Source organism: Pseudomonas costantinii (assembly GCF_001870435.1).
GTDB lineage: Bacteria > Pseudomonadota > Gammaproteobacteria > Pseudomonadales > Pseudomonadaceae > Aquipseudomonas > Aquipseudomonas costantinii.
On sequence record NZ_MDDR01000036.1, the window covers coordinates 172,454 to 196,008 of the forward strand.

The following is a 23,555-nucleotide window of genomic DNA, read 5'->3' on the forward strand; positions in this document are numbered from 1 at the left end:
AGAATGCACGGCCTCAAAGCACACCCCCTTCCCGAGGCTGTCCCGAAGATGTTGATCCTGCGCGGCGCTCCTGCCCTTTCTGCCTTTCGCCACAGCAAACTCCTTGAGCAACTGAGCCAAAAGGTTCCAGCTGTTACAGGCTTGTATGCTGAATTTGCTCACTTCGCCGACGTAACCGGCGTGTTGACCGCCGACGAACAGCAAGTGCTGGCACGCCTTCTGAAGTACGGCCCAAGCGTTCCTGTTCAAGAGCCTACTGGCCGCTTGTTCCTGGTTCTGCCACGGTTCGGCACCATCTCGCCCTGGTCGAGCAAGGCCAGCGACATCGCCCGCAACTGTGGCCTGGAAAAAATCCAGCGCCTGGAGCGTGGCATTGCCTTCTACGTGGCTGGCCAGTTCAGCGACGCCGAGGCTGAGCTGATCGCCAGCAGCCTGCACGACCGCATGACCCAGATCATCGTTGCCCAATTGGAACAGGCTGCTGGTTTGTTCAGCCACGCCGAGCCCAAGCCGCTGACCGCGATTGATGTGCTCGGCGGTGGCCGCGCCGCCCTCGAGAAGGCCAACACCGAGCTGGGCCTGGCGCTCGCCGAAGACGAGATCGACTACCTGGTCGACGCCTTCAACGGCTTGAAGCGCAACCCGCACGACATCGAACTGATGATGTTTGCCCAGGCCAACTCCGAGCACTGCCGTCACAAGATCTTCAACGCCAGTTGGGACATCGACGGCGAAAGCCAGGAAAAAAGCCTGTTCGGCATGATCAAGAACACCTACGTGATGCACAGCGAAGGCGTTCTGTCGGCTTATAAGGACAACGCCTCGGTCATCGTCGGCAGCGTCGCCGGCCGTTTCTTCCCGGACCCTGAAACCCGCCAGTACGGCGCGGTGCAGGAGCCGGTGCACATCCTGATGAAAGTCGAGACCCACAACCACCCGACCGCGATTGCCCCGTTCCCGGGCGCAGCCACCGGTTCCGGCGGCGAAATCCGTGACGAAGGCGCCACCGGCCGTGGCGCCAAGCCAAAGGCGGGCCTGACCGGTTTCACCGTGTCCAACCTGCAGATCCCAGGTTTCGAACAGCCGTGGGAAGTGCCGTACGGCAAGCCTGAGCGCATCGTTACCGCGCTGGACATCATGATCGAAGGCCCGCTGGGCGGCGCTGCGTTCAACAACGAATTCGGTCGTCCGGCCCTGACCGGCTACTTCCGTACGTTCGAGCAGTCCATCACCACCCCGCGTGGCGATGAAGTGCGCGGCTACCACAAGCCAATCATGTTGGCTGGCGGCATGGGCAACATCCGTGAAGAACACGTCAAGAAAGGCGAGATCCTGGTCGGCTCCAAGCTGATCGTACTCGGCGGCCCGGCGATGTTGATCGGTCTGGGTGGCGGCGCCGCTTCCTCCATGGCCACCGGCACCAGCTCGGCCGACCTGGACTTCGCCTCCGTACAGCGCGAAAACCCAGAGATGGAACGTCGCTGCCAGGAAGTGATCGACCGTTGCTGGCAGTTGGGTGACAAGAACCCGATCAGCTTCATCCACGACGTCGGCGCCGGCGGTTTGTCCAACGCCTTCCCGGAACTGGTCAACGATGGCGACCGCGGTGGCCGTTTCGAACTGCGCAACATTCCAAACGACGAGCCGGGCATGGCCCCGCACGAAATCTGGAGCAACGAATCCCAGGAGCGTTACGTGCTGGCCGTTGGCCCTGAAGACTTCGCGCGCTTCCAGGCTATCTGCGAACGCGAGCGTTGCCCGTTTGCCGTGGTCGGCGAAGCCACTGCCGAGCCGCAACTGACTGTCACAGATAGCCACTTCGGTAACAGCCCGGTCGACATGCCGCTGGAAGTGCTGCTGGGCAAAGCCCCGCGCATGCACCGTTCGGCGGTACGTGAAACCGAGCTGGGCGATGATTTCGACCCAAGCGCGCTGGACCTGACTGACAGCATCGAACGCGTGCTGCACCACCCGGCCGTGGCGAGCAAAAGCTTCCTGATCACCATCGGCGACCGCACCATCACCGGCCTGGTTGCCCGTGATCAAATGGTCGGGCCGTGGCAGGTTCCGGTGGCTGACGTTGCCGTCACCGCCACCAGCTTCGACGTCTACACCGGTGAAGCCATGGCCATGGGCGAGCGCACACCGCTCGCTCTGCTGGACGCCCCAGCGTCGGGCCGCATGGCGATTGGTGAAACCCTCACCAACATCGCTGCTTCGCGCATCGGCAAGCTGTCCGACATCAAACTGTCGGCCAACTGGATGTCGGCCGCCGGTCACCCAGGTGAAGACGCGCGCCTGTACGACACGGTTAAAGCAGTCGGCATGGAGCTGTGCCCGGAGCTGGGTATCACCATTCCGGTGGGCAAGGACTCCATGTCCATGGCTACCCGTTGGAACGAAGACGGCACCGACAAGAGCGTGACCTCGCCGCTGTCGTTGATCGTTACCGGTTTCGCACCGGTCACCGACATCCGCCAGACCCTGACCCCGCAACTGCGCATGGACAAGGGCACCACCGATCTGATCCTGATCGACCTGGGCCGTGGCCAGAACCGCATGGGCGCCTCCATCCTGGCGCAGACCCATGGCAAGCTCGGCAAACACGCGCCGGACGTCGATGACGCCGAAGACCTGAAAGCCTTCTTCGCCGTGATCCAGGGTCTGAACGCCGACGGTCACTTGCTGGCTTACCACGACCGCTCCGATGGTGGCCTGCTGACCAGCGTTGTGGAAATGGCCTTCGCCGGTCACTGCGGCCTGAACATCGTGCTCGACAGCGTTGCCGAGGATGCCGCCGAAATCAACGGCATCCTGTTCAACGAAGAACTGGGCGCCGTGATCCAGGTTCGCCAGGATGCTACCCCTGACGTACTTGCCCAATTCAGCGCTGCTGGTCTGGACGATTGTGTGGCCGTGATTGGCCAGCCGATCAACAACGGTGAAATCAACATCTCCTTCAATGGCGATACCGTGTTTGCCGGCCAGCGCCGCTTGCTGCAACGCCAGTGGGCTGAAACCAGCTACCAGATCCAGCGTCTGCGCGACAACGTTGTGTGCGCCGAGCAGGAATTCGACGTGATCCTGGAAGAAGACAACCCGGGCCTGAGCACCAAGCTCAGCTTCGACGTCAACCAGGACATCGCCGCGCCTTACATCAAGAAAGGCATCCGCCCACAAGTTGCCGTACTGCGTGAGCAGGGTGTCAACGGCCAAGTGGAAATGGCGGCCGCGTTCGACCGCGCGGGCTTTAATGCGATCGACGTGCACATGAGCGATATCCTCGCCGGTCGCGTTGACCTCAATGAGTTCAAAGGCCTCGTAGCCTGCGGTGGTTTCTCCTACGGCGACGTGCTGGGTGCCGGTGAGGGCTGGGCCAAGTCGGCCTTGTTCAACAGCCGTGCCCGCGACGCGTTCCAGGGTTTCTTCGAGCGCAACGACAGCTTCACCTTGGGTGTGTGCAACGGTTGCCAGATGATGTCCAACCTCAGCGAACTGATCCCGGGCAGCGAGTTCTGGCCGCACTTTGTGCGCAACCGTTCCGAGCAGTTCGAAGCCCGTGTCGCCATGGTGCAGGTGCAGGAATCCAACTCGATCTTCCTGCAAGGCATGGCTGGTTCGCGTATGCCAATCGCCATCGCCCACGGTGAAGGCCATGCCGAGTTCTCCAGCGAAGAAGCCTTGCTGGAAGCCGACCTGTCCGGTTGCGTGGCCATGCGTTTCGTCGACAACCACGGCAAGGTCACCGAGACCTACCCGGCCAACCCGAACGGCTCGCCGCGCGGGATCACCGGCCTCACCAGCCGCGACGGTCGCGTCACCATCATGATGCCGCACCCGGAACGCGTATTCCGCGCCGTGCAAAACTCGTGGCGCCCGGAAGAGTGGAACGAAGATGGCGCCTGGATGCGCATGTTCCGCAACGCTCGCGTTTGGGTGAACTAAGACGGTGTACAAGCTCGCCTTCTTTGTGCCCGACAGCCATGTGGAGATGGTGAAAACCGCCGTCTTCGCCGCCGGCGGCGGGCGCATCGGCGACTACGACAGCTGCGCCTGGCAAGTGCTGGGCCAGGGCCAATTCCGCGCGTTGGACGGCAGTCAGCCGTTTATCGGGCAGGTGGGCCAGGTTGAAGTGGTTGAAGAGTGGAAGGTTGAGCTGGTGGTGGCGGATGAATTGATTGTGGCTGTTGTGGCTGCGTTGAAGCTGAGCCATCCGTATGAGACACCGGCGTATGAGGTGTGGCAGTTGGCGGATTTTTGATTTGCACGCTGCTTTAACAAGAAACCCGCTGGGCCAGTTTGGTCAGCGGGTTTTTTGTTGGCTGCGATGGCGGCGGAGCAGGCGCCTGCGACCAAATCTTCACCGTACTCCCCAACCTGAGCAGCGAAATTCTTGATCGTTCCCACGCTCCGCGTGGGAATGCATCCTGTGACGCTCTGCGTCACCCTTGCGCAGGGCTTGAGCCATGCGCCTTGGACGCGGAGCGTCCGGGGCGGCATTCCCACGTAGAGCGTGGGAGCGATCGGTCAGGCGTTGATTGGGCGGGTAACCAAGCGCTCCAGCGCCTCACCCAATCCAGTGGCTTTGTCACCAATCAACAGGTGCCAAACACCGCTTTCCAATTGGCTGACACCCTGGCAACCGAGTGCGCTGAGGTCAGCTTCTGACAACACCGAATCATCCCCCAACTCCACCCGCAACCGGGTCATCGCCACGGCTTCCAACTGCCGCACATTGCCTCGGCCACCCAAGGCGCTCAGCCATTTCTCGGCTTCCTGCACATTCACCGCAATCGGCTTATCCACAGGCGCAACGCTCACCGGCGCAGAGGCCACAAACGACGGCATGGCCAAGCGAATCTCATCAGCAATGCTGTCGGCCATTGGCCCGACCACCACCTGCAAACTCCCGCCATTGCCCGGCCGAACCACGGCCATGGCGCCCAGTGCTTTCAGCTCGGCATCCACTGCCTTACTACGATCGACCATGTCCAACCGCAGGCGGGTAGTGCAAGCACCAACACTCAGCAGATTGGCCGCACCGCCCAACGCCCGGATGTACGCGCTGGCCCGTTGGTCATTGCTCATCACCTCAGCCTGTACCACCTGGATATCTTCACGGCCCGGCGTCTTCAGGTTGAAGCGGCGAATGCAGTAGTTGAACACGCTGTAATAGATCAGCGCATAGGCCAAGCCAACCGGGAACACCAGCCAACCATTGGTGGACTTGCCCCAGCCCAACACCATGTCGATAAACCCACCGGAGAAGGTAAAGCCCAGGTGGATATTCAGCATGTTGGTGACGGCCATGGAAAGGCCTGTCAGCACCGCGTGGATCAGATACAAAAACGGCGCAAGGAACATGAACGCAAATTCAATCGGCTCCGTTACCCCAGTCAAGAACGAGGTCAGTGCCATGGACAGGAAAATCCCGCCCATTACTTTGCGGCGTTCCGGCAACGCATTGCGGTACATCGCCAGGCACGCAGCGGGCAGGCCGAACAGCATCACCGGGAACATGCCGGTCATGAACTGGCCGCCTTTCGGGTCGCCGGCGAAGTAGCGGGTCAGGTCGCCGGTCACCACGGCGCCGGTGGCCGGATCGGTGAAACTGCCAAACACAAACCACGCCATATTGTTGAGGATGTGGTGCAGTCCGGTGACGATCAGCAAGCGATTGAACACGCCGAACACGAAGGCGCCAAAGCTGCCACTTTCCATCAGCAGCACACCGAAGCTGTTGATGCCGTGCTGCACCGGCGGCCAGATCAGGCCAAAGATCACGCCCAATCCGACGGCACTAAACCCGGTGACAATCGGCACAAACCGTCGCCCACCAAAGAACGCCAGGTATTCCGGCAGCTTGATGTCCTTGAAGCGGTTATACAGCCCACCTGCCATCAAACCGCTGACGATACCGGCGAGCATGCCCATGTTGATGGTCGTGTCCATCACCTTGAGGGTGGAGACCATCACCAAGTAACCAATGGCGCCTGCCAGGCCTGCCGTGCCGTTATTGTCACGGGCAAAACCCACGGCGATACCGATGGCGAAGATCAACGCGAGGTTGGCGAAAATCGCCTGCCCGGCGTCGTGCATCACGGCGATGTTCAAAAGGTCGGTGTCGCCCAGGCGCAACAGCAGGCCTGCGATCGGCAAGATCGCGATCGGCAGCATCAGCGCGCGGCCCAGGCGTTGCAGGCCCTCGATAAAATGTTGGTACATGGCGTGTCTCCCTTTTCTTGTTGTTTTCAGCTCAGCGGCCAGTGGTGTTGACAGGCTTGGCGAACGGCTTTGGCACTGCTCAGGTCAAGCAGGCCTTGGCTCAATTGCCGGCATTGCGCCGCGTCCAGATGGCGGACGCGGTCCTTGATTTCTCCGATTTGCGGCGGGCTTACGGACAGCTCCCTGACTCCCAGGCCCACCAGCACGGGCGTGGCCAGCGGGTCGCAAGCCAAGGCACCGCACACACCGACCCAACGGCCGTGTTTGGCAGCTCCGGCGCAGGTTTGGGCGATCAGTCGCAGCAGTGCCGGGTGCAGGGCGTCGACCCGTGCGGCGAGGCCTGCATGGTCGCGGTCCATGGCCAGGGTGTACTGGGACAGATCATTGGTGCCGATGGACAAAAAGTCCGCGTGCTTGGCCAGTTGTTCGGCCATCAGCGCGGCGGCGGGCACTTCGATCATCACGCCCAGCTCCGGGCGCTGGGTCAGTTCCAGCTCCGCGCACAACTCATCCAGGCGCTGGCGGATTTGCAGCAGTTCATCAACCTCGCTGACCATCGGCAGCAGAATTCGGCAGCGTTCCAAGGGGCTGACTTGCAGCAGCGCGCGCAGTTGCTGGTCGAGTACTTCAGGGCGTACCTGGGCCAGGCGAATGCCGCGCAGGCCCAACACCGGATTGGCCTCGACCGGCAGCGGCAAGTAGTCGAGCTGTTTATCGCCGCCCACATCGATGGTGCGGATGATCACTGACTTGTCGCCCATGGCATCCAGCACGGCTTGATAAGCCTGGCGCTGTTCCTGTTCATCCGGCGCGGTGCGACGGTCGACGAAGAGAAATTCGGTGCGCAGCAGGCCGACACCATCAGCGCCGTTTGCAAACGCCACCTGGGCTTCGGCGCTGGAGGCGACATTGGCAGCGACTTCGATGCTCACGCCGTCGGTGGTGCGTGCAGGCTGTTGGGCTTGGGCCTGTTGCTGTTGGCGGCGTAGCTTTTGTGCGTCGCGGATCTGATGCACTTCGGCGTGGCGCGCCTCGCTGGGTGCCAGTTCCAGGCGACCGTTGGCGGCGTCCAGCACCACGCGTTGGCCTTGGGGCACGTCGAGCACATCGCTGCCCAACGCGACCACACAGGGCAAGCCTTTACCTCGGGCGAGGATTGCCACATGTGAGGTGGCACCGCCTTCTGCCATGCAGATACCGGCCGCATGTTGCTCGCTCAGTTGCAGCAGGTCAGACGGTGTCAGTTCATGGGCACTGACGATTGCACCGGCGGGTAATTCGAAGTGCCAGGCTTCACCCAGCAGTGAACGCAGCACGCGTTGTTGCAGGTCCCGCAGATCATTGGCGCGCTCGGCAAACAGTGGCTTGCCCAGGGCCAGCAACACCGCGCATTGCGCCTGGATCGCGTCGCGCCAGGCGTGGGTGGCGGCGCTGCCGTGTTCGATGGCGGCGGTCGCCGCCTCCAGCAAGGTCGGGTCTTCGAGCAGGGCAAGGTGGGCGGCGAAGATCTCTTCTTCGTCGACGTTCTTGCGCTGGCGGGCGTGGTCCAGGGTCGCTCGGATTTCGTTGCGCACTTGTTCCAGGGCGGTGTCCAGTTGTTGCAGTTGTTCGTCGGCGCGGTGGTGGCCGGTGTCTTCCGGTAACTCGATGCCGGTCAGGCGAAACAGCGGCCCGCAGACCAGGCCGGGTGCTGCGCACACGCCTTGCAGTACACCGGCTTCGGTGTTCGCCCGACGGGGTGCGATGGCGACGGGGGCGTGATGTTCTTCGCTGATAGCGATTGAGAGCGCAGCGACCAATGCCTGCAACGCCACCTCGCAATCCTTGCCGCGACAGGTCACGTGCACCTCGTCGCCCTCGCCAATCCCTAGTCCCAGCAAGCCGATCAGGCTGTCACACGACGCCGATTTACCGTTGAAGTGCAGGTGCGCCTGGCCACTGAAACCCTGGGCGGTCTTGCGGATCAACGCCGCCGGACGCGCATGCAGGCCACCGCGATGGGTGATGTGCACGCTGGCGCTGGCTTCGGCCTCCGAGTTATCCACAGACGCTTGAACCGGCGCCGCCGAGCGCGCCACGATTTGCAGCAGCGGTTCACCGACCTTGACCGTTTTCCCGGCAATCGAGCGCAGTTCAAAACGCTCGCCATTGGTCAGAATGATCAGGCTGACCAGGCTTTTGCATTGCCGTGCAATCCGGTCCAGATCGAACTGCACCAGCGCCTGGCCCTTGCTCACTTGCTCGCCATTTTTCACCAACAGCGCAAACCCTTCGCCATTCAGCTCCACCGTGTCGATGCCCACATGCATCAATACCTCGGCACCGTTCTCGGCACGAATCGTCAGTGCGTGACCGGTGCGCGCGACATGGATGATCACTCCATCACAGGGCGCGTGCAGGCAGTCATTCAACGGGTCGATGGCAATGCCGTCGCCCATCGCGCCACTGGCGAATACTTCGTCGGGAACGTTGCCCAGGGTCAGCACCGGCCCGCTGAGGGGCGCGCTAAGGGTCAATTCATTATTGTTGTTGGACATGGGCACGGTACTCATCAGGAAAACGCTGCAAACCACTCAGTGAGTGCGGGTAACTTTGCTCAGGTGACGCGGCTGGTCCGGGTCCATGCCCCGGGCTTCGGCCAGGCCTGCGGCCATCACGTAAAAGCTTTGGATGGCCAGGATCGGGTCCAGGCTGGGGTGTTCGGCGCGGCTCAGGGTCAGGTCGCGCTCGGCGATATCGTCCGGTGCGGCCAGCAACACGCGAGCGCCGCGTTGGCGCATGTCGGCGGCCAGGCTCAACAGACCGGCTTGTTCGGCGCCACGCGGGGCGAATACCAGCAGCGGGTAGTTGTCGCCGATCAAGGCCATCGGCCCGTGGCGCACTTCGGCACTGCTGAAGGCTTCGGCCTGGATCGCCGAGGTTTCCTTGAGCTTGAGCGCGGCTTCCTGGGCGATGGCAAAACCGGCGCCACGGCCGATTACCATCAATTGCTGACAGCCGCGCAGGGCGTCGATGGCGTGGGTCCAATCTTGCTTGGCGGCTGCACGCAGATCATCGGGCAGGGCGCGGCAGGCTTGCAGCAAGTCGGGCTCTTGGTTCCAGTGGCCGATCAACAACGCGCTGGCGCTGAGGGTGGCGATAAAGCTTTTGGTGGCCGCGACGCTTTGTTCCGGCCCGGCGCACAGTGGCACGTGGAATTCGCAGGCAGCTTCCAGCGGGGAGTCTTCGGCGTTGACCATCGAAATGCTCAGGGCACCGCGTTTGCGCAGCAGGCGCAGGCTGTTGACCAGGTCCGGACTTTGCCCCGACTGGGAGAACCCGAATGCCACCTGGCCGCTGACCTTCATCGGCGCCTGCAACAAGGTCACCACCGACATCGGCAACGACGCCACCGGGATGCCCACGTGTTGCATGGTCAAATAGGCGAAATAGCTCGCGGCATGATCCGAGCTGCCGCGGGCGATGGTCATCGCCACTTGCGGCGGCTGACGGCGCAGGCGCCCGGCGATTTCTTCCAGTGGCGGGTCGAGGCGTTGCAGTTGTGCCGCGACGGCGTCACAGGAGGCCAGGGCCTCTTCAAGCATTTTTGAAGTCAATGGTTTCTCCTTCGACCATTACGTCGGTGAGTGTCAGGGAGCGGTCCATGCGCACGCAGTCGGCAAAGCTGCCGGGTTGCAGGCGTCCGCGTTCTTCGAGGCCCAGGTAGTCCGCAGGAAATTGCGACAGGCGTTGTGAGGCTTCGCTGATAGGCAGGCCGATTTTCACCAGGTTGCGCAGCGCCTGATCCATGGTCAGGGTGCTACCGGCCAGGGTGCCGTCGGCCAGGCGCACACCGCCCAGGCATTTAGTTACGGTGTGGCTGCCCAGCTTGTATTCGCCGTCGGGCATACCGGCGGCGGCGGTGGAGTCGGTGACGCAGTACAGGCACGGGATCGAGCGCAGGGCCACACGCATGGCGCCGGGGTGTACGTGCAGCAAGTCCGGGATCAGCTCGGCGTATTTGGCGTGGGCCAGTGCCGCGCCGACGATGCCCGGTTCGCGGTGATGCAGCGGGCTCATGGCGTTGTACAAGTGCGTGAAGCTGGTGGCACCGGCGGCGAGGGCGGCGACGCCTTCCTCATAGCTGCCCAGGGTGTGGCCGATCTGCATGCGCACGCCGCGTTCGCTGAGGGCGCGGATCAACGCGTCATGCCCGGCGATTTCTGGGGCGATGGTGATCACTCGGATCGGTGCCAGGCGCAGGTAGGCTTCCACTTCCGCCATCAACGCGGTGTGAGCGAAGTTGGGTTGCGCGCCGAGTTTTCCCGGATTGATGTAGGGGCCTTCCAGGTGAACACCGAGTACGCGGGCGCTGCCTGTAGGACGTTGTTCGCAAAAGGTGCCGAGTTGGCCGAGCACGCTGGAGATTTCGTCGACCGGTGCAGTCATGGTGGTAGCCAGCAGCGAGGTCGTACCAAAACGCACGTGGGTACGGGTGATGGTCTCGAACGCGCTGGCGCCTTCCATGATGTCTTTGCCGCCGCCGCCATGCACATGCAGGTCGATAAAGCCGGGCAGCAAGTAAGGCAGGTCATTTTCAGTCGGGTCGCAAGGCACGCCGTCGATGGCGATCACCTTGCCGTGCTCGTGCACCAGGCGGCCGCGAATCCAGCCGCTGGGCGTGAGGATGTTGTCTTCGGACATGGGCAGTTCTCTAGAGTCGCAATTCAGCGGAATAGTCGTGGCGGCGCAGCTCTGCGACGAAGTCGTAGTAGTCGTTGCGGCAGTAGGTGTCGGTGATTTCAATCGGCGTGTTGTCGGCGGTGTAGCCGACACGGGTCATCAGCAGCATGGCGGTGCCGGGGGCGATGCCCACCAACTTGGCGAACTCATCCGAGGCGTTGATTGCCTGGATATGCTGCAGGGCGCGCACGATGGGCTTGCCGATGCCTTCCAGGTATTCGTACAGCGAATTGCCGATGGCTTGCGGATGCGGCAACACCGAGGCGGGCATGGTGGTCATTTCAATTGCCATCACTGTGTCGTCGGCCTTACGCAGACGTTTGAGGCGCGCCACTTTGTCGGTAGGCGACAGGCACAGGCGGATCAGTTCTTCGTGGGTCGGCGGGGTGATGTCGCGCTCCAACCATTGAGAGGTGGGCACAAAACCTTTGAGTCGCAGCATTTCGCTGAACCCCGACAGGCGCGACAGCGGTTGTTCCAGGCGTGGCGTGATAAAGGTGCCGGAGCCTTGGCTGCGTCGGATCAAGCCTTGGGCGAACAGCACTTCCAGCGCTTTGCGGGCGGTGACCCGCGAAATGCTCAGTTGCTCACTGAGGGCGCGCTCCGATGGCAAGGCCTGTTCGGATTTCCACTGGCCGGCATGGATCGCCGCCTCCAGGCTGCGCGCCAATTGCAAGTACAGCGGCGTGGATTGTTTGTCGTCGGGGCGCAAGGCCAGGATGGGATTCATCTGTCAGGTTTCCGATGCGTTATTGGAGTGTTGTCGCCCGGTAATGGCCGGAAATTAATACCACTTAAATACCATGTCAATGCAGCAAAAACGGTGCAAGCAATGGTTTTAGGGCCCTGCAATGGGGCCTGGTATCAAGTGGTATTAGAGAGGTCTGTATCGCGCGCAGAACTACGCAGCCCGGCGCGGTGAACTGGTATTCACCGGCAGGCGCTGCCAGGGGCAGGAATTATTTTCGAATTATTTTACGAACGGTACGAGATTAAGGGCGAATCTCGACCATGGTGCCGTCTTTGACCAGGTTCCAGACTTCACGCATGTCCATGTTGCGCATGCCGATGCAGCCGTCGGTCCAGTCCAGGGTGTGGAGCCACTCCTCCGGGTACTCTTCGCTGTCGGGGGTGCCGTGGATCATGATCATGCCGCCGGGGCTCACGCCTTCGCGGCGGGCGCGGGCGGAGTCGCTGATATTGGGGTAGGAGATGTGCATGGACAGGTTGAAGCGGTCGCTGGTCTTGCGCCAGTCGATCCAATAAAAACCTTCCGGCGTGCGGCGGTCGCCTTCGAGCAGCTTGGTGCCCTTGGGGTTTTTGCCCAGGGAGATACGATAGGTCTTGAGGGGCTTGCCGTCGTTGATCAGTTGCAGCTGATGGGCAGACTTGAGGACCAGGATTTTCTCGACAGGTTTACCGCCGATGATTTCCACAGTAGAGGCCGAAGACAGGGTAGCGAACGACAGACAGATAAGAGCAAGCAACAGACGCATTAAAACGGTTTCCCTTGTAAAAGGTGCTGCCTGGAATGTTATTTGGCCGACGGCATCATGGGCGGCACCGACTCGCTGCGTACCGGGAACACCTGTTGCCGACGGTCAGCGAAGAAGCATTCTAAGGTACGCCCGACCGTGCGGAAAGCCAGCTCGGACCAAGGGATGTCGGCTTCATCAAACAGCTTCACTTCCAGGCTTTCGGGGCCGGCGGCGAAGTCCAGGTCGACCAGATCGGCGCGGTAGAAAATGTGCACCTGGCTGATGTGCGGTACGTCGATCAAGGTGTAAATGCTCAGGTTGCACACGCGGGCGCAGGCTTCTTCCAGGGTTTCGCGCGCAGCGGCTTGCTCCACGGTTTCGCCGTTTTCCATAAAACCTGCGGGCAGGGTCCAGTAACCCAGGCGCGGCTCGATGGCACGTCGGCACAGCAGCACTTTATCGCCCCACACCGGCACGGTACCGGCGACGATATTGGGGTTCTGATAGTGAATGGTCGAGCAGTGATCACACACAAAGCGCAGGCGTGCGTCGCCTTCGGGAATGCGCTGGGTAACCGGTTTACCGCACTGGCTGCAGAAGTTCATGCTGGGGTTCCTGAGGAGTGGGCACATCTTGGCTTGGTGCCTGGCTTTCCTGCAAGTTGTCGTTTCGCGACACGCCTAAGGTTTGGGGTTGGGCACCCGCACGCTTTGGTGCATGATGCAAGGTAGCCAACAGACCGAGATGACTCATGCTGGACGAGCTACTTCGCCGGGTAAGCAATCACACCCCTCACACACTGGAAACTGACGGGCGTTTCCCCGAGGCCGCGGTGCTGGTGCCGATTACCCGCAGTGACGAACCTGAGCTGATCTTGACCCTGCGCGCCAGCGGCCTGTCGACCCACGGTGGCGAAGTGGCGTTTCCCGGCGGGCGACGTGACCCTGAGGACCCGGACCTGATCTTTACCGCGCTGCGCGAAGCCGAAGAAGAGATCGGCCTGCCGCCTGGCCTGGTGGAAGTGATCGGGCCGTTGAGCCCGCTGATTTCATTGCATGGCATTCGTGTCACGCCCTATGTCGGGATTATCCCTGACTATGTCGAATACCTGGCCAATGATGCCGAGATTGCCGCCGTCTTCAGCGTGCCCTTGGATTTCTTCCGCCAGGACCCGCGTGAACATACCCATAGAATCGATTACCAGGGCCGCAGTTGGTACGTGCCCAGTTACCGATTTGGCGAATACAAGATCTGGGGGCTGACGGCGATCATGATTGTCGAACTGATCAATCTGCTCTATGACGACGCCAAGATCAGTCTGCATCAGCCGCCCAAGAGCTTCATCAATATCTAAGCCATCGTTTGAATGGCGAGCCGTGAGGAAAAACCATGAAATACCGCCTTGGCGACGCCCGCGTCGAGACTCATCCACACAGCTGGGTGGCACCTAATGCCACGCTGGTGGGCAAGGTCAAGCTGGAGGAGGGTGCCAACGTCTGGTTCAACGCGGTGTTGCGTGGCGACAACGAACTGATCCTGATCGGCAAGAACAGCAATGTGCAGGATGGCAGCGTGATGCACACCGACATGGGCTACCCGCTGACCCTGGGCACCGGCGTGACCATCGGTCATAACGCGATGCTGCATGGCTGCACCGTCGACGACTACAGCCTGATCGGCATCAACGCGGTGATCCTCAATGGCGCCAAGATCGGCAAGCACTGCATCATCGGCGCCAATTCGCTGATCGGCGAAGGCAAGGAAATTCCCGATGGGTCGTTGGTGATGGGCTCGCCGGGCAAGGTGGTGCGCGAGCTGACTGAAGCACAGAAGCGGATGCTCGAAGCCAGCGCCGCGCACTATGTGCATAACGCCCAGCGCTATGCGCGTGACTTGGTAGAGCAGGAAGAATGAACCCGATTGAACGGCCCGTCGCCTCGCCGTGCGTGAATATTTGTGCGCTGGATGATGACGATATCTGCACCGGCTGCCAGCGTACGGTGGATGAGATTACGCGGTGGAGCCGCATGGACAATGCTGAACGCCGGGTGGTGCTGGGGTTGTGCCATGAACGGGCGAAGGCGAGTGGGTTGGTGTGGATGATTCCCGGGAAACCCGGCGCCTGACTATCGTGGTCGACAGGCTTCCTGTGGTGAGCGGGCTTGTTGTGGCAAGCCCGCTCGCCACACGGGTTGCGGTGCATTACCCTGTGCGCATTACCCACAGGTCCCTCGCCCCATGCTCTTTCTGATCGCCTACATCAGCAGTGTCGTGCTGATCAACTTTGCCTTCTCCACCGCCCCGCATCTGGATGTCATCTGGTCGGCCTGGGGCGGTCTGGTATTTATCCTGCGCGACATGGTGCAAACCCGCTTCGGCCACGGTGCGATCATCGCTATGCTGGCAGCGCTGGTGCTGTCGTATATCACCTCCGACCCGGCCATTGCCTTGGCCAGCGCCACAGCCTTCGCGGTGTCCGAGTGCATTGACTGGCTGGTGTTCAGCATCACCAAGCGCCCGCTTCACGATCGCCTGTGGATAAGTTCGGCGCTGAGCATTCCCCTCGATACGTTTATCTTCTTCGGCCTGATCGGCGCGCTGACCCCTGCGGTGGCCGGCACTGCGTTGGTGTCGAAATTTGCAGGGGTTACGGTGGTGTGGCTGATCATGGCCTGGCGTCTGCGCAAACGGGCCGTCGCCAACTGAGGCCAATTTTTACAGTTCATGTAAAATGCCGGCCTTTCTCCCCATGATCCGCTCCCCTGAGGACCTGAGATGACCCGAATCGGAACTCCATTGTCGCCAACCGCGACCCGCGTTTTGCTGTGTGGCTGCGGTGAGCTGGGCAAGGAAGTGGTAATCGAACTGCAACGCCTGGGCGTTGAAGTGATTGCCGTGGATCGCTACGCCAATGCGCCGGCCATGCAGGTTGCGCACCGTAGCCACGTGATCAACATGCTCGACGGCGCCGCCCTGCGTGCCGTGATCGAAGCCGAGAAACCGCACTTCATCGTGCCGGAAATCGAAGCCATCGCCACCGCCACCCTGGTGGAACTGGAAGCCGAAGGCTTCACCGTGATCCCGACCGCGCGTGCCACTTCGCTGACCATGAACCGTGAAGGCATCCGTCGTCTGGCCGCTGAAGAGCTGGACCTGCCGACCTCGCCGTATCATTTTGCTGACACCTTCGAAGACTACAGAAAGGCCGTGCAAGACCTGGGCTTCCCATGTGTGGTCAAGCCTGTGATGAGTTCGTCGGGCAAGGGCCAGAGCTTGCTGCGCAGCGCTGACGACGTGCAGAAAGCCTGGGATTACGCCCAGGAAGGCGGCCGTGCCGGTAAAGGTCGCGTGATCATCGAAGGCTTTATCGACTTCGACTACGAAATCACGCTGCTGACCGTGCGTCACATCGGCGGCACCACCTTCTGCGCGCCAGTTGGCCATCGTCAGGAGAAGGGCGACTACCAGGAATCCTGGCAGCCACAGGCCATGAGCCCGATTGCCCTGGCTGAGTCCGAGCGTGTTGCCAAAGCCGTGACCGAATCGCTGGGTGGCCGTGGTCTGTTTGGCGTGGAGTTGTTTATCAAGGGTGATCAGGTGTGGTTCAGCGAAGTGTCGCCGCGTCCGCATGACACCGGTTTGGTGACATTGATTTCTCAGGATCTGTCGCAGTTTGCCCTGCATGCGCGCGCCATTCTTGGCCTGCCGATCCCTTTGATCCGTCAGTTCGGGCCTTCGGCTTCGGCGGTGATTCTGGTGGAAGGGCAGTCGACCCAGACAGCCTTCGCCAACCTCGGTGCTGCGTTGAGCGAGCCGGACACGGCGTTGCGTCTGTTTGGTAAGCCGGAGGTGAATGGCCAGCGTCGGATGGGTGTGGCGTTGGCGCGGGATGAGTCGATTGAAGCGGCTCGGGCTAAGGCTACCCGTGCTTCTCAGGCGGTTGTTGTAGAACTCTAACTCACCCTGATCGTTCCCACGCTCTGCGTGGGAATGCCTCATGTGACGCTCCGCGTCACGCTTTGGGACGCAGAGCGTCCCGGGCTGCATTCCCACGCAGAGCGTGGGAATGATCATGGGTTAGGCGACTTTGTTCAAATCGTTATCCCGCGTCTCTTTCAGGCACAGCACCGCAATCAAACTCAGCAACGCTGCCGCCGACACATACCCGCCGACATAACTCAGGCCACCCATCGCCACCAGCTTGGTTGCGAAAAACGGCGCGGCCGAGGCCCCCACAATCCCACCCAGGTTGTACGCTGCCGAAGCGCCGGTATAGCGCACGCGGGTCGGAAACAGTTCCGGCAACATCGCGCCCATCGGGGCGAAGGTTACGCCCATCAGGAACAGCTCCAACGCCAGGAACAACGCCACGGCCCAGGTCGAGCCATGGGTCAGCAGTGGCTCCATGGTGAAACCCGAAAGGATCGCCAGGACTGCGCCAACGATCAGCACCGGCTTGCGTCCATATCGATCACTGGCCAAGGCCGCCAGCGGCGTGGCTAGCCCCATGAACAGCACCGCAAAACACAGCAGTCCCAGGAACGTCTCGCGGCTATAACCCAAGGTTGAAACGCCGTAGCTCAGGGAAAATGCGGTGGTGATATAGAACAGCGCGTAACACACCACCATCGATGCCGCGCCCAGCAGCACGGGCAGCCAATGCTGGCTGAACAGTTCCACCAACGGTACTTTTACCGGGGCTTCTTTTGCCACGGCGTTGGCGAACACCGGGGTTTCATGCAGTTTCAGCCGTGCATACAGCCCCACCATTACCAGCGCGGCGCTGAGGATGAACGGGATGCGCCAGCCCCAACTGCGGAATTGTTCGTCGTTCAGGCTTATGGCCAGGATCAGGAACAAGCCATTGGCCGCCAGGAACCCAATCGATGGGCCCAGTTGCGGGAACATGCCGAACCAGGCACGTTTGCCCTTCGGTGCGTTCTCGGTGGCCAGCAATGCCGCGCCACCCCATTCCCCACCAAGGCCCAGGCCCTGGCCGAAACGCAGCACGCACAACAGAATCGGCGCCCAGGCCCCGATGCTGTCATAGCCAGGCAGCAAACCAATCAGCGTGGTGCAGACCCCCATCAATAGCAGCGAAGCCACTAGAGTCGATTTTCGCCCGATGCGGTCACCAAAGTGGCCGAACAGCGCCGACCCCAGTGGGCGGGCAATAAAGGCGATACCAAAGGTCAGAAACGACGCCAGCATCTGCGCGGTGCCGGAGGTCTGTGGGAAGAATACCGGGCCGATCACCAGTGCAGCAGCGGTCGCGTAGATATAGAAATCGTAGAACTCGATGGCCGTACCGACGATGCTCGCGGTAGCGACCCGTGCGGTCGAGTTGGTCGGGGCGGCGGTTGCGGCCTCGTTATAGGTGGTGCTCATTGAGGTATCCCTGGCGGTCATTGCGCGTTTGGACGCGGATTATTATTGGTCGAACACCCATGGATCAGGGTTGTGCGCGGTGCAGCTCGGGATGGGAGCAAACACCGGTCAGACACGATAAGGCGGTGCCTGGACGCGCTCAGTGCGAGTAGCACGCGGTCGGGCGCAGCTCTGGTAAGCTGCGCCGATTATAGGAAGGGGGTTGGACATACAACAAGGGGGGCTGAAACGCCGCAAATCAAAATGTAGGCGCTAGTTCAGGCAGCCACCGGCACTCGGCTGGTGTGCCAGATCAGCACCTTGCTGACGCGGTTATCCTCGGTCTCGAGGATTTCCAGGCGATAGCGGCCGATTTTCAGGCACACCGCGCAGTCGGGAATGGTCTCCAGTGCCTCGGTTACCAGGCCGTTGAGGGTCTTGGGGCCGTCGCTGGGCAAGTGCCAGCCCAGGCTCTTGTTCAGTTCGCGGATCGAGGCGGCGCCGTCGATGATATAGCGGCCGTCGGGTTGCGCTTCGATATGCGGGTTGTCCGCACTCTGTTCGCTTTCGAATTCGCCGACGATCTCTTCGAGGATGTCTTCCAAGGTGACGATGCCCAGCACTTCGCCGTATTCGTCCACCACCATGCCCAGGCGGCGCTGCTGCTTGTGGAAATTCAGCAGTTGCAGTTGCAGAGGCGTGCTTTCCGGAACGAAGTAGGGCTCGTGGCAGGCAGCGAGCAAGGCTTCCTTGGTCAAGCTGGCGTCGGGCAGCAGGTGCTGGATCTGGCGTGTGTTGAGCACGGCTTCGACTTGGTTGATATCGCTGTAAAACACCGGGAGGCGAGTGCGCTGGGAGGTGCGCAGTTGCTCGATGATTTCTTCGACCGAGTCATCCAGGTTGATGCCATCCACTTCACTGCGCGGTACCAGAATGTCGTTGACCGTGATGTTGTCCAAGGCGTGGATGCCAGGCATGCCACGCCTGCGGTCATCGTCGGTCTCGGGCTCCGCTTCATCGTCATCGTTGGGCAGCGGCTCGTCGCTCTTTTTCACAGCGCCGGTTTTACGCGCAAACGGTCGCAGCAGCAGCAGGCTGAGGCCATTGAGTAGCCAGGCCAAGGGATAGAGGATTTTCAGTGGCACGCCCAGCAGCGTATTGCCAAAGCCCAGCACTGCTTGCGGATGTCGGGTGGCGAGGGCGCGAGGCAGATAGTCGGCGAGTATCAGTAAAGTGGCGCAGGAGATCAGCCAGCCGAGCCACGGGCCGTTCTGCGCCCAGGCATAGATCGCCAGCAGCGTGCAGAGAATTACCACTGCAGCACGGCACAAACTGTTGCACAAGATCAGGCTGTTACGCGGGAAGTTCAGGCGGGCGGCAGCCTTGTCACCCTGGCGCGTGCCGGGGCGCAGGGCCAGCAGGTGTTGTTGCGCGGCTTCGATGGCGGTAAACAGTGCCGCCCATAACACCAGTAAGGCAATTACCGCGAGCATCGGCCCAAGGGGCAAGTTGTCCATGATCGCTGCCCGTCAGATATGCAGGATGTATTCGCGAACCAGCTTGCTGCCGAAATAGGCCAGCATCAGCAGGCAGAAACCGGCCAGGGTCCAGCGGATCGCCTTGTGCCCACGCCAGCCGAGGCGGTTACGGCCCCACAGCAACACGCTGAACACCACCCAGGCCAGGCACGCCAGCAGGGTTTTATGCACCAGGTGCTGGGCGAACAGGTTTTCGACGAACAACCAGCCGGAAATCAGCGACAGCGACAGCAGTGTCCAGCCGGCCCACAGGAAACCGAACAGCAGGCTTTCCATGGTTTGCAGCGGCGGGAAGTTCTTGATCAATCCGGAAGGGTGTTTGTTTTTAAGCTGGTGGTCCTGCAGCAGCAGGAGCAGGGCTTGAAATACCGCGATGGTAAACATGCCGTAGGCGAGGATCGACAACAGGATGTGGGCGAGGATGCCCGGTTCCTCATCGATCACCTGCACGGTGCCGGTCGGTGTGAAATGCGCGAGCAGTACCGTCAGCATTCCCAGTGGGAATAGCAGCACCAGCAGATTCTCGACGGGGATCCGATAACAGGCCAGCAGGGTCAATGCGATAACGGCGGCGGCAATCAGGCTGGCGGCGCTGAAAAAGTCCAGGCCCAGTCCGACCGGGGTCATCAGGTGGGTAAACAGGCTCGCGGCATGAGCCAGCAAGGCCAGGACGCCAAGGCCAACCAGCAGGCGTTTGTCCACCTTGGTGCCTTGGGCCAGACGAGTGCCCTGATAGAGGGTCGCAGCGGCATACAAGATGGCGGCGGCGAGGCTGGGTAGCAAACTGGGTGACAAGGGGAGCATAAATCCTGTTAGGCAGGCCCGAAAGGCGCTGAGTTTGGCATACCCCTGCGTAACACGAAAGACTCTCAGGCCAGACAGCGGGTGTGCACGGCGGCAGTCTTCGCTATAATCCGCGACCTGCCCACGCCGCAGGCTCGCCGAGCGCTGTTTTTAATAGCGATTTACCACAGCCTGGGCCGCCATTACCTCGGTCTACCACTTCACTTCGATGAATAGGGCCTGAAAGGATCGCGCATGTTTGAAAATCTGACTGACCGTCTCTCGCAGACGCTGCGCCACGTAACCGGCAAGGCCAAGCTGACCGAGGACAATATTAAAGACACCCTGCGTGAAGTGCGCATGGCGTTGCTGGAAGCCGACGTGGCCTTGCCTGTGGTCAAGGACTTCGTCAACTCGGTCAAAGAGCGCGCAGTGGGCACCGAAGTGTCCCGCAGCCTGACCCCGGGCCAGGCCTTTGTGAAGATCGTCCAGGCCGAACTCGAAAGCCTGATGGGTGCGGCCAACGAAGATTTGAACCTCAGCGCTGTGCCACCGGCCGTCGTGCTGATGGCCGGTCTGCAAGGTGCGGGTAAAACCACCACCGCCGGCAAGCTGGCGCGCTTCCTTAAAGAGCGCAAGAAGAAAACCGTGATGGTGGTGTCGGCTGACGTGTACCGTCCGGCCGCTATTAAACAGCTGGAAATGCTCGCCGGCGAAGTGGGGGTGACCTTCTTCCCGTCCGACCTGAGCCAGAAGCCGGTCGACATTGCCAACGCGGCTATTAAAGAAGCGAAGCTGAAATTCATCGACGTGGTCATCGTCGATACCGCCGGTCGCCTGCACATCGATGAAGAGATGATGGGCGAGATCAAGGCGCTGCATGCCGCGATCAACCCGGTCGAGACGTTGTTTGTGGTCGATGCCATGACCGGCCAGGATGCGGCCAACACCGCCAAGGCCTTTGGCGATGCGCTGCCGCTGACCGGCGTGATCCTGACCAAAGTCGACGGCGACGCCCGTGGTGGTGCCGCGCTGTCGGTACGTGCCATCACCGGCAAGCCGATCAAGTTCATTGGTATGGGCGAGAAGAGCGAAGCGCTCGAGCCGTTCCACCCAGAGCGTATCGCCTCGCGGATCCTTGGCATGGGCGACGTGCTCAGCCTGATCGAACAGGCCGAAGCGACCCTCGACAAAGACAAGGCCGATAAGCTGGCCAAGAAGCTGAAGAAGGGTAAGGGCTTCGATCTCGAAGACTTCCGCGACCAGCTGCAACAGATGAAAAACATGGGCGGCCTTGGCGGCCTCATGGACAAACTGCCGAACATCGGCGGTGTGAACCTGGCGCAAATGGGCAATGCCCAGGGCGCGGCAGAGAAGCAATTCAAGCAAATGGAAGCCATCATCAACTCCATGACTCCGGCCGAGCGCCGCGACCCTGAGCTGATCAGCGGTTCGCGCAAGCGTCGGATCGCCATGGGTTCCGGCACTCAGGTGCAGGACATCGGTCGCTTGATCAAGCAGCACAAGCAGATGCAGAAGATGATGAAGAAGTTCTCCGCCAAAGGCGGGATGGCCAAGATGATGCGCGGCATGGGCGGTATGTTGCCCGGCGGCGGCATGCCGAAAATGTAAAGTATTCGAGCAAAGGTCCGCCTTTGCTCCGACCCACAAGGACGTGGGATCTCCAGCAAACCCGCAGTTAGCGGGAGCTGATCAGCCGTTTTAACCGACGGCTCTATAGCAGATCTGAATGGCACGCTGATAGGCGCCAGAAAAAGACATTTGCAAAAGTCCGGATATTCCTTAGAATATGCGGCCTTTCGGGCACCTATGCCCGCTGTGCATTTAGATTTGCAGCACCGACTACAGGAACGATGTTCACATGCTAACAATCCGTCTTGCCCTTGGCGGCTCCAAAAAGCGCCCGTTTTACCACTTGACCGTAACTGACAGCCGTAACCCACGTGACGGCTCTCACAAGGAACAAGTTGGCTTCTACAACCCGATCGCTCGTGGTCAAGAAGTCCGCCTGTCCGTGAACCAAGAGCGCGTAGCCTACTGGCTGAGCGTTGGTGCACAGCCTTCTGAGCGTGTTGCCAAGTTGTTGAAGGACTCGGCTAAGGCCGCAGCCTGAGCAATATGAACGCGACGCCAGCTGTTGCTGATGATTTGATCGTTATCGGCAAGATTTACTCTGTTCATGGCGTTCGCGGCGAAGTGAAGGTGTATTCCTTTACTGATCCGACTGAAAACCTGTTGCAGTACAAAACCTGGACGCTCAAGCGCGAAGGTAGTGTGAAACAGGTCGAGCTGGTCAGTGGACGCGGGAGCGATAAGTTCCTGGTCGCAAAGCTCAAGGGTCTTGATGATCGTGAAGAAGCTCGTCTTCTGGCCGGTTATGAGATCTGCGTGCCGCGAGACCTGTTCCCTGAATTGACCGACGGCGAGTACTACTGGTACCAGCTGGAAGGTCTGAAGGTTATTGATCAACTTGGGCAATTGCTCGGGAAAATCGATCATCTTCTGGAAACCGGCGCCAATGATGTAATGGTGGTCAAGCCTTGCGCTGGCAGCCTGGATGATCGCGAACGCCTGTTGCCGTATACCGAGCAATGCGTGTTGGCCGTCGACCTGGCAGCGGGCGAGATGAAGGTGGAATGGGATGCGGACTTCTAAGCGTGGCTAATTTGCGCATTGAAGTGATCAGTTTGTTTCCCGAGATGTTTTCCGCTATCAGCGAGTACGGCATCACCAGTCGGGCGGTGAAACAGGGGCTCTTGCAGCTCACCTGTTGGAACCCGCGAGACTACACGACGGATCGACATCACACTGTGGACGATCGCCCATTTGGCGGTGGTCCGGGCATGGTGATGAAGATCAAGCCCCTGGAAGATGCATTGGTTCAGGCCAAGGCAGCCGCCGGGGAGAAGGCGAAGGTAATTTACCTGTCCCCTCAAGGCCGCCAGCTGAAACAGGCTGGGGTCCGCGAACTGGCGAATGAGGAAGCATTAATCCTGATTGCCGGTCGCTATGAAGGCATTGACGAGCGTTTTATTGATGCTCATGTCGATGAAGAGTGGTCGATTGGGGACTATGTCCTGTCTGGCGGCGAGCTGCCGGCGATGGTCCTGATAGATGCGGTTACACGACTGCTGCCTGGAGCTTTAGGGCATGCGGACTCCGCGGAGGAAGATTCCTTCACGGATGGTTTGCTGGATTGCCCGCACTACACCCGACCGGAGGTGTATGCGGATCAGCGTGTTCCCGACGTATTGCTAAGTGGCAATCACGCACACATCCGGCGTTGGCGTTTACAGCAGTCCCTTGGTCGGACCTATGAACGACGCGCCGATCTTCTGGAAAGCCGCTCGCTTTCTGGAGAAGAGAAGAAGCTGCTCGAGGAATACATCCTCGCGCGGGACGATAGTTAACAACGTATCGA

21 protein-coding genes are annotated in these 23,555 nt (G+C 60.8%); 11 read left to right on the top strand and 10 right to left on the bottom strand.

What is annotated here, in order from left to right:
- The first annotated feature begins 48 nt into the window (after positions 1-48).
- Entirely contained in the window at positions 49-3,945 is a 3,897-nt protein-coding gene (purL, locus tag BFL40_RS21040) for a phosphoribosylformylglycinamidine synthase (RefSeq protein ID WP_071485736.1), read from the top strand.
- A gap of 4 nt (positions 3,946-3,949) precedes the next feature.
- A complete protein-coding gene (locus tag BFL40_RS21045; RefSeq protein WP_071485737.1) occupies positions 3,950-4,261 on the top strand; it encodes a YqfO family protein in 312 nt (103 codons plus the stop codon).
- Positions 4,262-4,527: 266 nt separating this feature from the next.
- Here BFL40_RS21045 and nagE read toward each other — a convergent pair whose 3' ends face one another.
- From nagE to BFL40_RS21080, 7 genes are all read right to left on the bottom strand, one after another.
- Complete coding sequence (gene nagE, locus BFL40_RS21050; RefSeq protein WP_071485738.1) at positions 4,528-6,225, bottom strand: N-acetylglucosamine-specific PTS transporter subunit IIBC; 1,698 nt, start codon at positions 6,223-6,225, stop codon at positions 4,528-4,530.
- Between the two features lie 26 nt (positions 6,226-6,251).
- On the bottom strand, positions 6,252-8,762 hold the full coding sequence (ptsP, locus tag BFL40_RS21055) for a phosphoenolpyruvate--protein phosphotransferase (RefSeq protein ID WP_071485739.1): 2,511 nt from the start codon (positions 8,760-8,762) through the stop codon (positions 6,252-6,254).
- A gap of 36 nt (positions 8,763-8,798) precedes the next feature.
- Complete coding sequence (locus BFL40_RS21060; RefSeq protein WP_071485740.1) at positions 8,799-9,809, bottom strand: SIS domain-containing protein; 1,011 nt, start codon at positions 9,807-9,809, stop codon at positions 8,799-8,801.
- Positions 9,802-10,908: an N-acetylglucosamine-6-phosphate deacetylase gene (gene nagA / locus BFL40_RS21065; protein WP_071485741.1), complete on the bottom strand. Its 1,107-nt coding sequence runs from the start codon at positions 10,906-10,908 to the stop codon at positions 9,802-9,804. The genes BFL40_RS21060 and nagA overlap by 8 nt, the downstream gene beginning before the upstream one ends.
- Before the next feature lie 10 nt (positions 10,909-10,918).
- On the bottom strand, positions 10,919-11,677 hold the full coding sequence (locus BFL40_RS21070) for a GntR family transcriptional regulator (protein WP_071485742.1): 759 nt from the start codon (positions 11,675-11,677) through the stop codon (positions 10,919-10,921).
- 262 nt (positions 11,678-11,939) lie between these two features.
- A complete protein-coding gene (locus tag BFL40_RS21075; protein ID WP_071485743.1) occupies positions 11,940-12,443 on the bottom strand; it encodes a L,D-transpeptidase family protein in 504 nt (167 codons plus the stop codon).
- A 38-nt stretch (positions 12,444-12,481) separates the two neighbouring features.
- Positions 12,482-13,030 carry an NUDIX hydrolase gene (locus tag BFL40_RS21080; RefSeq protein ID WP_071485744.1) on the bottom strand — a complete coding sequence of 183 codons (549 nt, stop codon included), beginning with the start codon at positions 13,028-13,030 and terminating at the stop codon, positions 12,482-12,484.
- Between the two features lie 146 nt (positions 13,031-13,176).
- Between BFL40_RS21080 and BFL40_RS21085 the strand changes: the two genes are divergently transcribed.
- From BFL40_RS21085 to purT, 5 genes are all read left to right on the top strand, one after another.
- Positions 13,177-13,779: a CoA pyrophosphatase gene (locus BFL40_RS21085; RefSeq protein ID WP_071485745.1), complete on the top strand. Its 603-nt coding sequence runs from the start codon at positions 13,177-13,179 to the stop codon at positions 13,777-13,779.
- Between the two features lie 35 nt (positions 13,780-13,814).
- Entirely contained in the window at positions 13,815-14,339 is a 525-nt protein-coding gene (locus BFL40_RS21090; RefSeq protein ID WP_071485746.1) for a gamma carbonic anhydrase family protein, read from the top strand.
- A complete protein-coding gene (locus BFL40_RS21095; protein ID WP_071485747.1) occupies positions 14,336-14,551 on the top strand; it encodes a DUF1289 domain-containing protein in 216 nt (71 codons plus the stop codon). Before BFL40_RS21090 ends, BFL40_RS21095 begins: the two co-directional genes overlap by 4 nt.
- 112 nt (positions 14,552-14,663) lie before the next feature.
- Entirely contained in the window at positions 14,664-15,131 is a 468-nt protein-coding gene (locus BFL40_RS21100) for a VUT family protein (RefSeq protein ID WP_071485748.1), read from the top strand.
- A 69-nt stretch (positions 15,132-15,200) separates the two neighbouring features.
- Complete coding sequence (gene purT / locus BFL40_RS21105) at positions 15,201-16,382, top strand: formate-dependent phosphoribosylglycinamide formyltransferase (protein WP_071485749.1); 1,182 nt, start codon at positions 15,201-15,203, stop codon at positions 16,380-16,382.
- A gap of 120 nt (positions 16,383-16,502) precedes the next feature.
- On the opposite strand, the gene BFL40_RS21110 is transcribed toward purT, so the two are convergent.
- The 3 genes from BFL40_RS21110 to BFL40_RS21120 all read right to left on the bottom strand — a co-directional run bounded on the left by BFL40_RS21110 (position 16,503) and on the right by BFL40_RS21120 (position 20,134).
- Positions 16,503-17,813: an MFS transporter gene (locus BFL40_RS21110; protein WP_071485750.1), complete on the bottom strand. Its 1,311-nt coding sequence runs from the start codon at positions 17,811-17,813 to the stop codon at positions 16,503-16,505.
- Between the two features lie 257 nt (positions 17,814-18,070).
- Entirely contained in the window at positions 18,071-19,309 is a 1,239-nt protein-coding gene (locus BFL40_RS21115; RefSeq protein WP_071485751.1) for a transporter associated domain-containing protein, read from the bottom strand.
- Positions 19,310-19,321: 12 nt separating this feature from the next.
- Positions 19,322-20,134, bottom strand: coding sequence for a cytochrome C assembly family protein (locus BFL40_RS21120; protein ID WP_071485752.1), 813 nt, complete (start codon positions 20,132-20,134; stop codon positions 19,322-19,324).
- Positions 20,135-20,368: 234 nt separating this feature from the next.
- On the opposite strand from BFL40_RS21120, the gene ffh reads away from it, so the two are divergent.
- From ffh to trmD, 4 genes are all read left to right on the top strand, one after another.
- Complete coding sequence (ffh, locus tag BFL40_RS21125) at positions 20,369-21,745, top strand: signal recognition particle protein (protein ID WP_071485753.1); 1,377 nt, start codon at positions 20,369-20,371, stop codon at positions 21,743-21,745.
- Between the two features lie 250 nt (positions 21,746-21,995).
- Complete coding sequence (gene rpsP, locus BFL40_RS21130) at positions 21,996-22,247, top strand: 30S ribosomal protein S16 (RefSeq protein ID WP_016971935.1); 252 nt, start codon at positions 21,996-21,998, stop codon at positions 22,245-22,247.
- Between the two features lie 5 nt (positions 22,248-22,252).
- Positions 22,253-22,789: a ribosome maturation factor RimM gene (gene rimM, locus BFL40_RS21135; RefSeq protein ID WP_071485754.1), complete on the top strand. Its 537-nt coding sequence runs from the start codon at positions 22,253-22,255 to the stop codon at positions 22,787-22,789.
- A complete protein-coding gene (gene trmD / locus BFL40_RS21140; RefSeq protein WP_174555574.1) occupies positions 22,771-23,544 on the top strand; it encodes a tRNA (guanosine(37)-N1)-methyltransferase TrmD in 774 nt (257 codons plus the stop codon). The genes rimM and trmD overlap by 19 nt, the downstream gene beginning before the upstream one ends.
- Positions 23,545-23,555 lie beyond the last annotated feature (11 nt).

Bases quoted from the DNA above. Each gene is read 5' to 3' on its own strand.
- rimM (WP_071485754.1), top strand. From the start codon at position 22,253: ATGAACGCGACGCCAGCTGTTGCTGATGATTTGATCGTTATCGGCAAG.
- nagA (WP_071485741.1), bottom strand. From the start codon at position 10,908: ATGTCCGAAGACAACATCCTCACGCCCAGCGGCTGGATTCGCGGCCGC.
- BFL40_RS21100 (WP_071485748.1), top strand. From the start codon at position 14,664: ATGCTCTTTCTGATCGCCTACATCAGCAGTGTCGTGCTGATCAACTTT.
- BFL40_RS21070 (WP_071485742.1), bottom strand. From the start codon at position 11,677: ATGAATCCCATCCTGGCCTTGCGCCCCGACGACAAACAATCCACGCCG.
- BFL40_RS21115 (WP_071485751.1), bottom strand. From the start codon at position 19,309: ATGGACAACTTGCCCCTTGGGCCGATGCTCGCGGTAATTGCCTTACTG.
- rpsP (WP_016971935.1), top strand. From the start codon at position 21,996: ATGCTAACAATCCGTCTTGCCCTTGGCGGCTCCAAAAAGCGCCCGTTT.
- BFL40_RS21085 (WP_071485745.1), top strand. From the start codon at position 13,177: ATGCTGGACGAGCTACTTCGCCGGGTAAGCAATCACACCCCTCACACA.
- BFL40_RS21075 (WP_071485743.1), bottom strand. From the start codon at position 12,443: ATGCGTCTGTTGCTTGCTCTTATCTGTCTGTCGTTCGCTACCCTGTCT.
- ffh (WP_071485753.1), top strand. From the start codon at position 20,369: ATGTTTGAAAATCTGACTGACCGTCTCTCGCAGACGCTGCGCCACGTA.
- purT (WP_071485749.1), top strand. From the start codon at position 15,201: ATGACCCGAATCGGAACTCCATTGTCGCCAACCGCGACCCGCGTTTTG.
- BFL40_RS21095 (WP_071485747.1), top strand. From the start codon at position 14,336: ATGAACCCGATTGAACGGCCCGTCGCCTCGCCGTGCGTGAATATTTGT.
- nagE (WP_071485738.1), bottom strand. From the start codon at position 6,225: ATGTACCAACATTTTATCGAGGGCCTGCAACGCCTGGGCCGCGCGCTG.
- BFL40_RS21090 (WP_071485746.1), top strand. From the start codon at position 13,815: ATGAAATACCGCCTTGGCGACGCCCGCGTCGAGACTCATCCACACAGC.
- BFL40_RS21120 (WP_071485752.1), bottom strand. From the start codon at position 20,134: ATGCTCCCCTTGTCACCCAGTTTGCTACCCAGCCTCGCCGCCGCCATC.
- purL (WP_071485736.1), top strand. From the start codon at position 49: ATGTTGATCCTGCGCGGCGCTCCTGCCCTTTCTGCCTTTCGCCACAGC.
- trmD (WP_174555574.1), top strand. From the start codon at position 22,771: ATGGGATGCGGACTTCTAAGCGTGGCTAATTTGCGCATTGAAGTGATC.
- BFL40_RS21060 (WP_071485740.1), bottom strand. From the start codon at position 9,809: ATGCTTGAAGAGGCCCTGGCCTCCTGTGACGCCGTCGCGGCACAACTG.
- BFL40_RS21080 (WP_071485744.1), bottom strand. From the start codon at position 13,030: ATGAACTTCTGCAGCCAGTGCGGTAAACCGGTTACCCAGCGCATTCCC.
- BFL40_RS21110 (WP_071485750.1), bottom strand. From the start codon at position 17,813: ATGAGCACCACCTATAACGAGGCCGCAACCGCCGCCCCGACCAACTCG.
- ptsP (WP_071485739.1), bottom strand. From the start codon at position 8,762: ATGTCCAACAACAATAATGAATTGACCCTTAGCGCGCCCCTCAGCGGG.